Raw genomic sequence first — 13,956 nt, 5'->3', positions numbered from 1 at the left:
GCTGGGGTTTCTTGAGATCGGGCTAGGCTGACCGGACATCTCCGGGCGACGGTACCCGCACCCCTTCATCCGTATACTGATTCAGCTTGTTCCGAAGTGTGCGGATCGAAATACCCAAAATTTTTGCTGCATGGGTCCGGTTTCCAAGACAATGGTCAAGCGTATCGAGGATCAGATCCCGTTCGACATCCGCAACGGTACGTCCGACGAAAGATCGAGCTGCTGCTTCGGCGGCCTCTGCCGCGCGTTCAACTGGGCCCCGGTTTGCGGCAAGGGGCGTCCCATCCGGCATTCGGATCGCATCGGCGCCTATTTCTTCGCCTTGAGCGAGTAGAACGGCCCGGTGCATGGTATTTTCCAGCTCGCGGACATTTCCCGGCCAGGGATTGGAGGCCAATGCCTGCCGTGCTTCGGCTGACAATTGACGGACAGCAACACCGTTCGCCTTGGCGTAGTGCTCAATAAAGAAGTTGGAAAGTTCTAGTATATCCGCAGGACGCTGGCGCAACGGCGGTATTTTCAAATTGACTACATTGAGCCGGAATAAAAGATCTTCGCGGAAGCTTCCCTCTCGCACACTTTCCGCAAGGTCCCGATTTGAGGTGGCCAAGATGCGGATATTGATTGGCACCGGCCGGGTGCCTCCAACCCGGTCAATGACCCGCTCTTGAATCGCGCGCAGCAATTTTGCCTGCAAGCGGACATCCATTTCTGAAATTTCGTCCAAAAGCAGGGTGCCGCCATCCGCTTCTTCGAATTTGCCAATCCGCCTTGCGACAGCGCCGGTGAACGCTCCCTTCTCATGGCCGAACAACTCGGACTCAAGAAGGTGTTCGGGGATCGCAGCACAATTGATCGAGATAAACGGCTTGTCCGACCGGTTGGAGCAACGGTGAACGTGCCGTGCGATCACTTCCTTACCGGTTCCAGATTCACCGGTAATCAGAACAGACGCGTCGGACGGCGCCACTTGCTCTGCAAGTTTTACGACCGAGGCCATTGCTTCGTCGCGATAAATGAACTCGCCACGTTCCTGAGCCACAGCAGAAAGAACAGCCGCGATCAGCTCTGGATCCGGTGGCAGCGGGATGTACTCCTTGGCGCCCGCCCGGATCGCGGATACGGCCGCCTGCGCATCGGTTTCAACGCCGCAAGCGACGACTGGAACGTGCACCCGCTCATTTTGGAGCTTTTGAATCAGGCTGGCGATATCGAGGTTAACATCAACCATCAAAAGATCAGCGCCGCGCCCTGAACGCAGAACCTTCAACGCGCTTTCAACGTCGTCAGCCTGCGTGACTTGAGCACCGCGCTGCATTGCGATCTTGGAAGCTGTTGTGAGCTGTCCACCAAGCGTGCCAACAATTAGCAGCCGCATCTTAGTCTCCTGGCCGCCCTCTAGCGGTCTGTCTTGATGATTTCCGTCATGGTGACACCCAGCTTGTCCTCAACAAGCACCACCTCCCCGCGCGCGACCAGCCGATCATTTACATAAATGTCGATCGCCTCCCCGACTTTGCGGTCAAGTTCAAGCACTGTGCCCGAGGCAAGCTTCAAAAGATCCGAGACGTGCATCTTTGAATGCCCCAAGACTGCCGAGATGCGAACCGGAACATCAAAGACAGCTTCTAGGTCTGCGGCCGACTGAGCTCCATGCGGTTCGTCGGATCCTTCTGTGAAGCCTTCTGGTGCATCCAGTTCATCAAGAGGGATGCCCGTATCTTGTTCATCACTCATTTTTCTTCACCCTGCTGTCCGGCCGTACTCTCGCCGGTGTGTTGCGGACGCCGGGCCTTTGCCGCTGCCGCCTGCGCTTGAAAATAGGACTTCACACTCGCATCGATGTCCCGCTCGATCGCTTTTCGGTCCCGCCGTATTCCCCCGTCTGCCCATTCGATGTGACAATCCCCGCGCGCCAGCTCCGGTTCACCCAATATGACAAGCCGCCCCTCGAAGCCCTTTTCATGAACAATCGGATCGACCTTGGACCGCAGAGCCTCAACATCCTTTTCAGGCACCCGGATCACCAGATGTGGCGCACGCCGCAACGGACCCAGGCACTCTGAGACAAGGGCAACTGTCTCGGCCAGAGGCTGACGTGCGATCAAATGCGCACACAGCCGGCGCGCTATGAGAAAACAAAGACCAATCGCATCTTTTTCCTGGGCCGCTTGTTGCTCACCCAGGTCGTCGAGCACCCTCGAAACGGCATCCACGAGGCGGTGAACCTCGTCTGTCAAAAGCTTTTCCTGCCCAGACTGAAGGTCTTTCAGGGCCTTGGCACGGCCTTCTTCAAAAGCTTGTGCTTTTGCTGCTTTGAGCGCCTTCTGGTGCTCCTGCACAGGCATCATCGGAATTTCAGGTTCAGGCGGCGCAACGACCTCCGGCTCCTCCGGTTCGGAGAAGTCGATATCGAATAGAAATTTCGATTTGTTGGTCATACTTCCCGCTGAAAGTTTCCGAACACCACCACTATACATCAGTAGATGATCTCATCGTCGCTCTTGGATTTCGAGATCATGATGTCCCCTTTTGCGGCGAGATCTTTCGCCTTGTTGACCATGCTCGTTTGTGCCTCATCAACATCTCTCAATCTGACCGGTCCGAGCGCGTCCATATCGTCCTTGAGCAATTTCGCCGCGCGCGACGACATGTTGCCAAAGAAGAAATCGCGAGCGCTGTCGGTCGATCCCTTGAGCGCAATCGCCAGCTGATCTTTCTCCACATGGCGCAACAGCGTCTGACAGCTCGCCGCATCCAGTTTGAGCAGATCATCAAAGGTGAACATCAGGGTCTTAATTCGATCGGCCGATTCTCGATTTTCCTCTTCAAGCGCTGCCAAAAACCTCGCTTCGGTCTGGCGGTCGAAGTTGTTGAAGATGTCAGCCATCATCTCGTGGCTGTCCCGGCGCGATGTGTTGGTGAGATTTGACATGAACTCAACCCGCAAGGTCTGCTCGACTTTTTCGAGGACTTCCTTTTGAACTGCGTCCATACGCAGCATCCGGCTCACCACTTCAAGAGCCAGTTCTTCTGGCAATATTCCAAGTACACGGGCTGCATGGTCAGAGTTGATTTTTGACAAAACAACAGCAACGGTCTGCGGATACTCGTTTTTGAGGTAGTTCGCCAGAACGTTCTCCTGAACGTTGGAAAGCTTTTCCCACATGTTGCGGCCGGCAGGTCCGCGGATTTCCTCCATGATGATGTTGACGCGGTCACCAGGAAGAAAACTGGCCAAAAGGCGTTCGGTTGCATCCACATTACCGGTCAGCGCGCCCTTCGAGCTCAGCTTGCGCACAAAATCGATGAACAGGTTTTCCAGCATGGTCGGGGTGACCGGACCAAGGTTGGCCATAGCCGCTGAAACCTGCCGAACCTCGATTTCATCGAGCTTCTGCCAGATCGGCGCGCCATGGTCTTCACCAAGCGCCAAAAGAAGCACAGCAGCGCGTTCAGCACCTTTGAGCTCACGCTCTTTTTCGTCGGCGCTTACGGTGAGCTGTTGCTGCAGACTATCTCCGGGCTTCGCCATTATGCTGCCTCATCCAGCCAACCGCGCACGATTGTAACCGCTTCTGTCGGATGATCAGCGATCATCTCACCAACCTTCGCAATCGAACTCGCCTGCATAGCGCCTTCTTGTTTCGCCTCTTCAAGCCACTCAATGACGAACTCGTCTTCTTCCTCCTTATCTTCCTTCGGCAGCTCGGAGTCGGAGATCAAGGTGCCGTCAGGTCCGATGACCAGCTCTTGAGGTTCCCGCTCTTCGGGGGTGACAATCCGGCGAAGCAGCGGCCGGACCACAAAGAGCAGCAAGAGAAGGGAAATCAGCAACAGGACGCCCAATTCCGCGAAACGGAGGATGTCATCGCGGGTGAAGTCGAACAAACCGCCCGCATCGGCCAGGAGATCGGTTTGCGGAGGCAATGCAAACTGAAGATTGACCACTTCAACCGAGTCGCCACGTTCCGGGTCAAAGCCGATCGCGGAGCGGACCAGAACCGCGATCCGGTCGAGTGCCTCTTGGGAGCGCGGCGCATAAACGACATCGCCATCTGCGTTCGGAACATAGGTCCCATCCACAAGAACGGCCACAGACAAGCGTTTGATCTGGCCAGCCTCGACAACTTCGGTCCGGACCGATTTGGAAATTTCATAATTGACCACTTCCTCGGTGAGGCTGCTCTGGTCCCTGTCGCTTCCTTCCCCGTCATTTTGTCCGGCGTTTGGCAACTGGTTGCCAACAGTAACTTCATCCGGGGAATCGATGCTGGAAGATGCCTCCTCCTTGGTTTGGGTCGACCGCACGACCTGACCCTCTGGGTCAAAGGTCTCGATGGTCTCTGTGGTCCGGTTGAAGTCAACTTCGGCAGCGACGCGAACCCGCGCGCGCCCTGGGCCGACGACAGAGCTCAGGATTTCCTCAATCTGGTTCCGCAGCCGGCTCTCGATCGCAACCACACGGTCCTGCAAGCCGGTTGCCATGATGCCGTTTTCATCGCCGGCGGCGCCGGAAGCGAGAAGTCGACCGGACTCATCGACCACCGAAACCCTCTCTGGATCCAGTCCTTCCACAGCAGTGGCCACCAGATGCTGGATCGCGCGCACCTCCGGATCTCCGAGCGAACCGCGGACATTCAAAACAATCGATGCCGACGGCGGTCGGCGATCTCTTTGAAAGAGCTGCCGTTCAGGGATAACGAGGTGGACGCGCGCCGCATTGATCCGGTCAATGGACCCAATCGTGCGCGCCAATTCGCCTTCCATTGCCCGCAAATGATTGATATTTTGGACGAAGCTGGTCGCACCGAGCGTGTCCGTGCGGTCAAAGATCTCATAGCCAATCGACCCCCCGGTCGGCAGGCCTTCTTCTGCCAAACGCATACGCAGGCGGGCAACCTGGTCCTTCGGCACCAAAATGGTGCTGCCTTCGCGCGCAAGTTCGAAAGGAACATTCGCAGATTCAAGCTGCGAAACGATTGCGCTGGAATCCTCCAGCGCCAGATCATTGTACAGCGTCGTCATTTGCGGCGCCGTAACGCGAAAAATGATGAACGCAAAAACCCCGACCAGAGATGCGGCCACGGCCCCCATAGCCGCAACACGCGCCGGTCCAAGAGTTTTTATAAATTCGATTAGCCCGTTCACGAATGCCCGCCCGTTTTGGTAAAGATTCCCAGAGACTTGGTCTGAGAACCCCATAGCATTAACCAATAGGCAATTTTTGCCGCCCAGAAGGTTAACAAGTGGTTAATGCCTAACGGGAAGAACCAGATGATTGGCGGTTTTTCAATAAAACACTACATGCAAATTGCAAACACAGGTGGGGAAAAATTGCCGATCACGTTAACTCTTTAATTTAAATCGGATCAGCGAACAAAAAAGGCCGGATAAACCGGCCTCAATCGTCGGGAATCAACCCCGTTCATAAACTTATGCATAAAACCAATATTAGCTTCGGTATTGCTGAATCCGGGTCGCTCTTAAACCGGCAAGTCCATGTTTTTCGATAGAGCTCTGCCAAGAAAGAAACTCCTCGACAGTCAGCGTATACCGCTGACACGCTTCCTCAAGAGAAAGCAGACCACCACGAACGGCGGCAACAACTTCCGCCTTTCGCCGGATCACCCACCTTTTGGTAGAGGTCGGCGGAAGATCCGCAATTGTTAGGGGACTCCCATCGGGCCCGATGACGTATTTTACTCGCGAACGAATTTGTTCGGTCATTGTACTCTCACACTAACCATGACCAAGGTAGGGAGAGAATACAGATCTCTGTTTAACAAACAACTAAACGGTCTTATAGAACTTGTTAACTATAAAACCTCAAAAAACCCTGAAAAATTAAGAGATCAAACAGTATTTCAATTCAAATTTTAATGAAAAACGTAGATATTGTTAACCTTAAGCAACTTGAGTTGCAGATTGCATTGTTTTCTGACCGGGCTTGCCAGTCCGCGTCAGTCATCAAACTTTCCAGACAACATATTATGCAGGCGCAAAAACCGATTTTACGGATGAAACCGGAATCTTGAGCCCGCCAACATCCAAAACCGCGCTGCCAGATGACAGATCCACGCCGTCAACCCGTCCCGATACGTCGGTGGTCACCTTTTCAGGGGCGCCGAAATCATCTTTCACATCGAAAACGATTGAATAATCACCATTCGGCGCCGTTGTGCCGTCGATGGTTCGGCCATCCCATGTGAACGTCCCGGTTCCCTGTGGGAGGGTGACCTCGGTTCGATAGACGGTCGATCCTCGAGAATTTTTGATTTCGACCGTACCCGTGCCCTGTTGAGCAATCTCGTAGGACCAGCTGGCCGCACCATTCTCAAATGGTTTGGTGGTTCCGTCAGCAGTGATGTCCTGACCGATGTAGCTCACATAACTCGCCGCTTGTGCTGAATTTTGAGAAGCAAGCATTTGCTCAAGCAGACTGTTGGTTTGTAGGGATTGTTCAACGGCCGAATACTGAACAAGCTGGTTTGTGTACTCGGCCGAGTCCATCGGGTCCAGCGGATCCTGGTTTTGAACCTGCGTCGTCAAGAGCGTTAGAAAAAGCTCGTAGTTGCTCGAAAGGCCGCTTGAAGCAGCGGATGTTTGAGCTCCAGTGGTGCTTCCTGTTGCGCTGACAGTTGTCATGATACCCATTCCTCAGGTTTGCGTGGTGTTTCCATCCTGGGCACGCACTAGATTTTGATATCGAGGCCTGACCGGCCTTCAGAAACGTTCATGGAAAGTGTCTCGGACGAGGTGATTTCCGGTTCTGCGTCGTTGTTTCCATGTTCTGCAGAGCGCTGGTGGCCGGTAGACTGGCCATCCCCACCTTGACCGAATTGCGGGTTCTGGCCGCCGTTATCTCGAAGTGAAAACTTGAGAGTTTCAGCATCTGAGCTGAGGCCCGCAGCCTCAAGCGCACGCTCCAGCCCGCGCTGGTCACGCAAGAACATGTCAAGCGTCTCCGGACGCTCAACAATCAGATGCGCCTGAACACTCCCGTCGGCTGAGACTTTCAAGTTAACATCAACTCGCCCTAATTCCGGCGGATCAAAACGCATTTGGAAGCGCGTCTGTCCATTTTGAAGATTCCGCGCAATCTCAGCGGCAACCTGAACCGTCACATTGCCCGACGTGGCCTGATTGGGTAGAGACTGCGCCTCATTTCTGATCACAGCGCCGGCATCCGCGACCCGAACAAAGTTCAGCTCGTCAAAACTCAACGGCACCTCAACGCCGTCATTCGTTGGTACCGCGCTAGTCAGGCGGGCGGCGTCGAGGTTCTCAGGTGTTTTACCCACGCTTGCAGGAGTGCCTTGAAGCGCCCCTTGCAGACTATCGTTTCCAGAACCCGCGGGTAAAGCTCCGCCGCCCGCCGGTTTTGCAGCCCCCGAAACGCCGGACTGCGGCTTGTTGGCAATCAACTCAGCTGCTTCGGCGCTTTCTTCAAAAAACAAATCATCGGCAGCTTGGGCCTCAGCAGTTGGCGTGGAGCCGGATTGTGCGGCTGATACCGAATTCCCGGTTTTGGCGGCGGATAATCCATTTGCCTGAGTTGGACGGTTTGCGACATTCTCTCGTAGCCCGAGACCAGCAGCCGACGCAGCAACAGCTTGTTTTTGAAGTGCATCAGCGCCAGCCGCGGCCGGATTCTGATATCCGGCGCCACTCTCGGCACTACTTGCCTGTAGCATCGAATTGGCTTCGGAACCGTTGGTCGAAATTGCGCTGGATGTTGTCGCCAAACTTGCGAGTGGCATTTCCGGGGCTTGTTGGGACAAAGATCGTAACGGCATGGTTGCCCCGCCGGCCTGCTGCGGCGAAATTCCCGCACCGGCACGCTCTTTCGCAACAGTAGGCAATTCCGGATTTGTTGTGCTTGTCAATTTTTCCGGTAAGACGGCAGACTTTGCGGTCTGCGTTGGAAGATCCGGTTTCTGGTCGGCTCCCGGCAACAAGGCTTTTTGATCTTCACGGCTCCAGGCAGCCTCGACAGACCCATTTGCATTAACGCCTGATGCTTTAAGCTCTGCCGGCAAACCAGCTTGCCATCGCTTTTGCGAAGTCAACACAATCGCGTCTTGCGCTTTTTCTGCTCCCGGCACAGCTGTCATACGAGCCCCTTCCGGCACAATTTCGGATTTTGCCGGGACAGCGGCACCGGATTCCTTGGCAGATGAGGCAGATTGCACGGTCGAAATCGTCTCGGTAAGAGACGCTGGAACAGGGTTTGCCGTAGCCGAACCCAATGCATGCGGGCCGTCAGCAAAAGCCGCCGCAATCGGACTGCCCGTCAAGATCGGGACATTGCCGACACCCGCAGGCTGCGCCGCGCCCGCCCCTGCAGATGCTCGGCCCAAGGCACCATCAAACACGCCTCTAGACAACGACGCTCCAAGCGGATCACCCTGGCCAGCGCCGACTGTGTCGCCCAGCGCCTCAAAACCTCCCTGGACACCACCAGCGTCTGTCAGCCCTTCATCTGGAAAAAGCGCTAGCACCCCGGGCATCGCCGCGGCCGCTGACTGTTGAAACGGTAATCCAATGGAAAACGGCTGGCCGGCTGACGTTGAAAAAACCGCTTCCGTTGCAGCCGCTTCAGGCAGGCTCTCGGCAACTTCCCCGCTCTCCCGAACCTCCAACCGATCCATCAGGCTGGTCGCCGCAGCCTTTTGCTCGGCCAACAAAACACCCGAAAAGCCCGCCCCAGCGGCAGGAGGCGCCCCGACAACGCTGACACCGCCGGCACCAAACCCGGTGGCCTCAACGCCAAGTGCACCGCTTGCAAGCGCGGCTGGAGAAACATTTAAGAGCAATCCGAATGGCTGCACAATCGCCCCCAATCAATCTAGGCAGGTTGAACCACCCAAGTGAAAGCAAGACACGGGCCATTTGCAGTCCAACAATTATGCTTGAAATTTCAGAGCCATAAGCAGCTATCTGCACGACACCCGTGGAGGAGACCGGCAATAATTTCCCCTGACCGGCAAGCGGTGCCGCGTGGAAATCGGCTGGAATTGGCAAGATGGGGTCTTATATGTATATTGCGCTCAGCTTTTAGACCTGCGGCGGTTCACCGCCCGAAAATAGACATACCGCTTGCGGGCACTGGCCGATTGGCGAAAGAGTACCTGCGACGACGTGCGATCTAGGTGACTTTGAAGATGTTGAATTCACTGGACCTCCCCGGCCGGCCTGAAGACACACGCGTTGTTGTTGCAATGTCGGGCGGCGTTGACAGCTCGGTGGTGGCTGCTCTGTTGGCAGACCAAGGATATGATGTGGTGGGCGTGACGCTCCAGCTTTATGATCACGGCGCTGCGGTGAGCAAAGCAAAGTCCTGCTGCGCCGGCGTCGATATTCATGACGCCCGGCGGGCAGCGGAGACCATCGGCATTCGGCACTATGTGCTCGACTATGAAAGCCGCTTCAAGGAAGCGGTGATGGATCGGTTTGCCGACAGTTATATTGCCGGAGAGACGCCTATACCTTGTGTGTCCTGCAATCAGACCGTCAAGTTCACCGACCTGTTGAAGACTGCAAAGGACTTGGGCGCCGACGCACTGGCCACCGGGCACTATGTCCGCTCCCATCAGAACGGCAACAAACGGGCTCTCTACCGGCCTGCAGACCTGGATCGGGATCAGAGCTACTTCCTGTTCGCAACAACTCAGGAACAGCTCGATTTTGTGAGGTTCCCGCTAGGCGGCATGCCCAAACCCGAAGTGCGTGCACTGGCCGAAAAATATGGTTTGTCCGTCGCCAACAAACCGGACAGCCAGGATATCTGCTTTGTCCCGAACGGCGACTATGCAGAGGTCATTCGCAAATTACGGCCCAATGCCGCAGAACCAGGTGACATCGTTCACATGGACGGGCGTATTCTTGGCCAGCACGAGGGCATTATTCACTATACAGTGGGCCAGCGCCGCGGTTTGGGGGTGGCTGCCGGTGAACCACTTTATGTTGTGCGACTAGATGCGGACGAGCGTCGGGTTGTCGTCGGTTCGCGCGAAGCGCTTGCAACCAAGCTGATCAAGCTGCGCGAGGTCAACTGGATCGGAGACCTGCCGCTCGATGACGGAGCCGTGATCGACGTCCATGCAAAGGTTCGCTCGACCCGCGCCCCAGCACCGGCACGGCTTACCCGCACAGGCGATGCGATTTCTGTCGAGCTGCTGGCCGGTGAAACCGGCGTTGCACCGGGTCAGGCTTGCGTCTTCTTCGACAGCGACGAGGCCGAAGCCCGCGTACTCGGCGGTGGCTGGATCGACCGGACAGACCGGCAAGGCACTTGGAGCGTCGATACTGCGGCAGCTCTGCCCGCCTGAAGAAGCTATGGTCTTGCGGGTATGAACAGATCGACAAGTCACATTCGAAAACCTTGGCTGAAGGCTCAAAAAACGCTATTCTGGAGCTCAATTTCCATGCTCGGGAATGCGGTCTTGTTTTTCACAAACAAAGCTGAATTGGCCGCTTGACGGCCCAGCTTCGCCTGACTATAAGCACCCCACATTCGCGCAAGGCGCTTTGGCGGGGTAGCTCAGGTGGTTAGAGCAGCGGAATCATAATCCGCGTGTCGGGGGTTCGAGTCCCTCTCCCGCTACCAAATTTCCAAAAATCCTGGGTAGCCACAGTGCGGAGCTTGCTTGGTTTCGCGGCACACGGCGTGTCTGGAACATGCAAGCCGAGCTTTCTGGCAAGTCAGGAGTATTCTTACGGCGCTGGAAACGTGCTCCGCCACCGGCGCAGAAACGTTTCCCGGGTGAGTTTGTCGAGAGCCACCAGGAGCGCCGGCGACAGGCCGATTGGGCGGAGTGCGGTCGAACTCAGTGTTTCTGCCTCACTGCCGTCTTCGGCATCCAGCATCGGGCTAATCAAAAGGGCCTTGCGAAGCGCAAACATGCCGGTATCTGACAGCAGGAAATCAAGAAACTCCGCTGCGCGTTCGAATTGCGAACTCGTTTTCGGGATCATCAGGGCGCGCGACAGAACAATCGTATAATCGGATGGCAAGACAATCCCGATCCGGCCATCCTTCGCCTGATAGCCCTGCGCATACGATCCCAATACATTGTAGGCGAGTAGATAGCGACCCTCGGCCACGTTCCGGATAATATCAGCCGAGCAGCATGTCGAGACAGCTTGGGTTCGACCAAAGGACTCCTGCAAAGCCCCGAATGTGCTGGCTTCACGCGCATCGGAAAAGGCAAAAAGATAGCCGAGGCCCGACCGTTCGATATCATAGGTGGCGACATGCCCCGCATAGGGCGACCCAGCGGGCCGGAGCAGATCCAAGAGATCGAACCGTGTTCGGGGGACATCCTCTTCCGGAACAAGATCGCGATTGTAAATGATCACCGCCGGTTCACGGGTGATGCCCCAAAGCTCGTCGCGCCAACGCAGCGCCTCCGGTAGACCCGCGGTCTGCCGGGAGCTGTAGGCTGCAGCGCAAGCCTCGTTCACGAGTTTGACCATCTGATGTACGCCGGAGCTGATCACGAGATCGGCAACTGAAGCTCCGTCCCGACATTCTTTGCGGCTAAGCTCATAAAGATCGTTTGAACCCCATTGTTCGTATACAATTTTGAGGCCGGGACGCGTTGCAAGGAACGCGTCAACAACCGGGCCGAACACCTCAATGTCTGTCGTCGACCTGAGAAGCAGCGTTTCGGAGGCGCCGTCAGGGCCGTAGGATTTGACAAGCTCCTGGCCGTGAGTTGCACTTGAAAGGCCAGCAATCGGAACGGCACTGAATAACAACCAAAACCGAAGAAACAGCCATCTCATCAGACTGCACCGGGATCATCGGGCTTAAAAACAAGCGCGGCCCGAAAACCACCGCCATCCTGTCTGGCAAGCTCCAGAGTTCCGCCAAAGGCACAAGCAACGGAATGCGCGATTGCCAACCCCAGGCCGCTGCCGCTCTGGCGTGTCGGTGTGTCGTTGGAGAACCGCTCGCCGAGCAGGCTCAACGTTTCCGGATCGGGGCCTTCACCGGCATCTTGTGCATAGATGAAGACCGTGCCGCTTTTTTTGCTCGCCCCAACCACGATCGGCGCCTTTCCGTATTTCAAGGCATTGCTCAAAAGATTTTTCAACGCTTCGGCGAGTGACGGCGCATCTGCAAACACTGGAAGCGGGACATCTCCTACATCGAGCGACACATCCTTTTGAGGGAAAAGCAGACGATGGTCGCCCTCCTCAAACACTTCCAACGCAATGTCCCTGAGATCCACATCCTCACGGCGCGCACTGTCGCCCCGGTGAACCACAAGCGCCTGGCTCAGGAGCTGATCCAACAGGCGGCCGAGCCCTTCCGAGCGCGACTGGATCCGCTCCGCGATCCTTTCCCGCCGCTCCGGATCCGCCTCGTCCGCCAAAAGGTCCGCTTGTGCCCGCAAGGCGGCGACCGGCGTGCGCAGCTGATGCGCAGTATCTGAAATCAGGTGTCTCATGGAATTCATCTGGCGGTCAAGCCGCGCCATGAAGGCATTCAAGGCCTGAATCATGACTGCCGTTTCCTTTGGAACCGCCGTATTGAGGGGCGTCAGATCATGCGGATCTCGAGCCCGCAATCCCCCCGCAATCGTCTTCAGGGGCCGGAGCACCGATCGAACAACAACCGTTGCAAGCAACGCCATCGCAAACCCGGATATTATCAGGACATAGACTGCCTGACGTGTGATCTCATAGGCCATCGCTTCACGCGCTTTTAGTGTCTGGCCAACAATCACCTGCATGGTGCCGTTCAAGGTGCGCTCTGCAAAACGTTTCGTGACAATTGCGAAGCGGGCTTCCTCTCCAAAGAAGCTGCTATCGAAAAAGCCATCCCGTGAATTGCGCCGCTCAGCCGGCACCACGATTTCATCATACCCGGTCAGCGTGGTTCCGTCCGGCCCGATAATGCGGTAGCCAATGCGATCATCAGGCGCCAGCGCCAGCAGCTCAAACGCCGATACCCGCAACTCCAAGACGGCTCGCCCGTCCTGGACCGCAATCGATGAGGCAATGTCATTGGCAGCTCCCAGAAGCAGCCGGTCATAGGCGCTTCGGGCCGCTTCCCGCCCATAGGCAAATGCGGCAATTGAAACCAATAGTCCTCCAATGACGAGAAGAAGCGTTACGCCGAATGCGACCCTTAACGTCAGGGATGACAGGTCGAAACGTTGCTGGAAATCAGGCATCGGCTTCCAGCTTGTAACCGAGCCCGCGCTGGGTTTCGATGCGGACGGCGCATCCTGACAATTTTTTGCGGAGCCGCGCGACATAAAGCTCCAGTGCATTCATGCTGACATCCGTATCGTCGAAGCTGAACAGCCCCTCGAACAGCCTTTCCTTGCTCATGGTCTGGCCGCGGTTGCGAACCAGCAATTCCAGCAGGCTGAATTCCCGCCGCGTGAGGTTCAACGGGCCGTCGGCATTGCGCGCAACCCGCGCTGTCGCATTGAAGATGAGCGCGCCGACTGTCACCTCTTCGGCCTTGTCGCCTTGCTCCCGCCGGTAAAGCGCGCGGATCCGGGCTTCTAGTTCCCGATGGTCGAAGGGTTTGACGAGATAGTCGTCTGCGCCGGAATTCAACGACGACACCCGGTCATCAACCGAGAACTCTGCTGTCAGCATTAGCACAGGCGTCCGGTCGCCTACGGACCTCAAGTCTTTTAGAAGGTCTGTCCCGCGTCCGTCAGGAAGGTTGATGTCCAGAACGATCACGTCGTAACGCTGCACGTCGACGCAAGCGCGCGCTTCTGCAAGGGTTTTGGCAAGATCGCAGGCCACCCCGGAGCGGTCGAGCTGGATCATGATTGCTTCAGCCATGTCAAAGGTGTCTTCGACCAATAACAAGCGCACCTACAAGTTCCTCCTTAAAAAGTCATGACCCGGCTCCGCGGTCGACGCAAGCGTGTTTGGTGTAGATTTCAGTATTCACCATCTGCGGCGGGATCATCTTGC

General features: G+C 56.3%; 12 protein-coding genes and 1 tRNA gene. 2 read left to right on the top strand and 11 right to left on the bottom strand.

All coding sequences use genetic code 11. From position 1 onward, the window contains the following. Nucleotides 1–22 precede the first annotated feature (22 nt). The 8 genes from flbD to JM93_RS13560 all read right to left on the bottom strand — a co-directional run bounded on the left by flbD (nt 23) and on the right by JM93_RS13560 (nt 8,834). Entirely contained in the window at nt 23–1,378 is a 1,356-nt protein-coding gene (flbD, locus tag JM93_RS13595; protein WP_145344281.1) for a sigma-54-dependent transcriptional regulator FlbD, read from the bottom strand. Between the two features lie 20 nt (nt 1,379–1,398). After that, nucleotides 1,399–1,737 (bottom strand): flagellar motor switch protein FliN, encoded by a 339-nt coding sequence (gene fliN, locus JM93_RS13590; protein ID WP_145344278.1) that lies wholly within the window; start codon nt 1,735–1,737, stop codon nt 1,399–1,401. After that, entirely contained in the window at nt 1,734–2,441 is a 708-nt protein-coding gene (locus tag JM93_RS13585; protein ID WP_208995164.1) for a FliH/SctL family protein, read from the bottom strand. Before JM93_RS13585 ends, fliN begins: the two co-directional genes overlap by 4 nt. Before the next feature lie 38 nt (nt 2,442–2,479). Beyond that, nucleotides 2,480–3,535 carry a flagellar motor switch protein FliG gene (gene fliG / locus JM93_RS13580; protein WP_145344274.1) on the bottom strand — a complete coding sequence of 352 codons (1,056 nt, stop codon included), beginning with the start codon at nt 3,533–3,535 and terminating at the stop codon, nt 2,480–2,482. Continuing rightward, a complete protein-coding gene (fliF, locus tag JM93_RS13575) occupies nt 3,535–5,151 on the bottom strand; it encodes a flagellar basal-body MS-ring/collar protein FliF (RefSeq protein WP_145344272.1) in 1,617 nt (538 codons plus the stop codon). The genes fliG and fliF overlap by 1 nt, the downstream gene beginning before the upstream one ends. 303 nt (nt 5,152–5,454) lie before the next feature. Next, nucleotides 5,455–5,730 carry a CtrA inhibitor SciP gene (gene sciP / locus JM93_RS13570; RefSeq protein WP_145344270.1) on the bottom strand — a complete coding sequence of 92 codons (276 nt, stop codon included), beginning with the start codon at nt 5,728–5,730 and terminating at the stop codon, nt 5,455–5,457. Between the two features lie 261 nt (nt 5,731–5,991). Continuing rightward, nucleotides 5,992–6,648, bottom strand: coding sequence for a flagellar hook assembly protein FlgD (locus JM93_RS13565; protein ID WP_145344268.1), 657 nt, complete (start codon nt 6,646–6,648; stop codon nt 5,992–5,994). Nucleotides 6,649–6,695: 47 nt separating this feature from the next. Further along, nucleotides 6,696–8,834, bottom strand: a complete 2,139-nt coding sequence (locus tag JM93_RS13560) for a flagellar hook-length control protein FliK (protein WP_145344266.1) — start codon at nt 8,832–8,834, stop codon at nt 6,696–6,698. A gap of 333 nt (nt 8,835–9,167) precedes the next feature. Between JM93_RS13560 and mnmA the strand changes: the two genes are divergently transcribed. Next, on the top strand, nt 9,168–10,334 hold the full coding sequence (mnmA, locus tag JM93_RS13555) for a tRNA 2-thiouridine(34) synthase MnmA (RefSeq protein WP_145344264.1): 1,167 nt from the start codon (nt 9,168–9,170) through the stop codon (nt 10,332–10,334). A gap of 201 nt (nt 10,335–10,535) precedes the next feature. Continuing rightward, nucleotides 10,536–10,612, top strand: a tRNA-Met gene (locus JM93_RS13550). A gap of 107 nt (nt 10,613–10,719) precedes the next feature. Here the strand turns inward: JM93_RS13550 and JM93_RS13545 are convergent. Genes JM93_RS13545 through JM93_RS13535 form a run of 3 tightly spaced genes read right to left on the bottom strand, consistent with a single transcriptional unit; the run spans nt 10,720 to nt 13,854 of the window. Further along, nucleotides 10,720–11,793, bottom strand: a complete 1,074-nt coding sequence (locus JM93_RS13545) for an ABC transporter substrate-binding protein (protein ID WP_145344261.1) — start codon at nt 11,791–11,793, stop codon at nt 10,720–10,722. Next, nucleotides 11,793–13,190 carry a sensor histidine kinase gene (locus tag JM93_RS13540; RefSeq protein ID WP_145344259.1) on the bottom strand — a complete coding sequence of 466 codons (1,398 nt, stop codon included), beginning with the start codon at nt 13,188–13,190 and terminating at the stop codon, nt 11,793–11,795. The genes JM93_RS13545 and JM93_RS13540 overlap by 1 nt, the downstream gene beginning before the upstream one ends. Then, complete coding sequence (locus JM93_RS13535) at nt 13,183–13,854, bottom strand: response regulator (RefSeq protein WP_145344257.1); 672 nt, start codon at nt 13,852–13,854, stop codon at nt 13,183–13,185. The genes JM93_RS13540 and JM93_RS13535 overlap by 8 nt, the downstream gene beginning before the upstream one ends. Nucleotides 13,855–13,956 lie beyond the last annotated feature (102 nt).

The organism is Roseibium hamelinense (assembly GCF_007830545.1).
Classification (GTDB): domain Bacteria; phylum Pseudomonadota; class Alphaproteobacteria; order Rhizobiales; family Stappiaceae; genus Roseibium; species Roseibium hamelinense.
The sequence above is the reverse complement of the archived record's forward strand: the minus strand, read 5'-3'. Positions and strand labels throughout refer to the sequence as shown.

Excerpts from the sequence above, each read along its gene's own strand:
- flbD (WP_145344281.1), bottom strand. The coding sequence starts at position 1,378 with ATGCGGCTGCTAATTGTTGGCACGCTTGGTGGACAGCTCACAACAGCT.
- fliN (WP_145344278.1), bottom strand. The coding sequence starts at position 1,737 with ATGAGTGATGAACAAGATACGGGCATCCCTCTTGATGAACTGGATGCA.
- JM93_RS13585 (WP_208995164.1), bottom strand. The coding sequence starts at position 2,441 with ATGACCAACAAATCGAAATTTCTATTCGATATCGACTTCTCCGAACCG.
- fliG (WP_145344274.1), bottom strand. The coding sequence starts at position 3,535 with ATGGCGAAGCCCGGAGATAGTCTGCAGCAACAGCTCACCGTAAGCGCC.
- sciP (WP_145344270.1), bottom strand. The coding sequence starts at position 5,730 with ATGACCGAACAAATTCGTTCGCGAGTAAAATACGTCATCGGGCCCGAT.
- JM93_RS13565 (WP_145344268.1), bottom strand. The coding sequence starts at position 6,648 with ATGACAACTGTCAGCGCAACAGGAAGCACCACTGGAGCTCAAACATCC.
- mnmA (WP_145344264.1), top strand. The coding sequence starts at position 9,168 with ATGTTGAATTCACTGGACCTCCCCGGCCGGCCTGAAGACACACGCGTT.
- JM93_RS13545 (WP_145344261.1), bottom strand. The coding sequence starts at position 11,793 with ATGAGATGGCTGTTTCTTCGGTTTTGGTTGTTATTCAGTGCCGTTCCG.
- JM93_RS13540 (WP_145344259.1), bottom strand. The coding sequence starts at position 13,190 with ATGCCTGATTTCCAGCAACGTTTCGACCTGTCATCCCTGACGTTAAGG.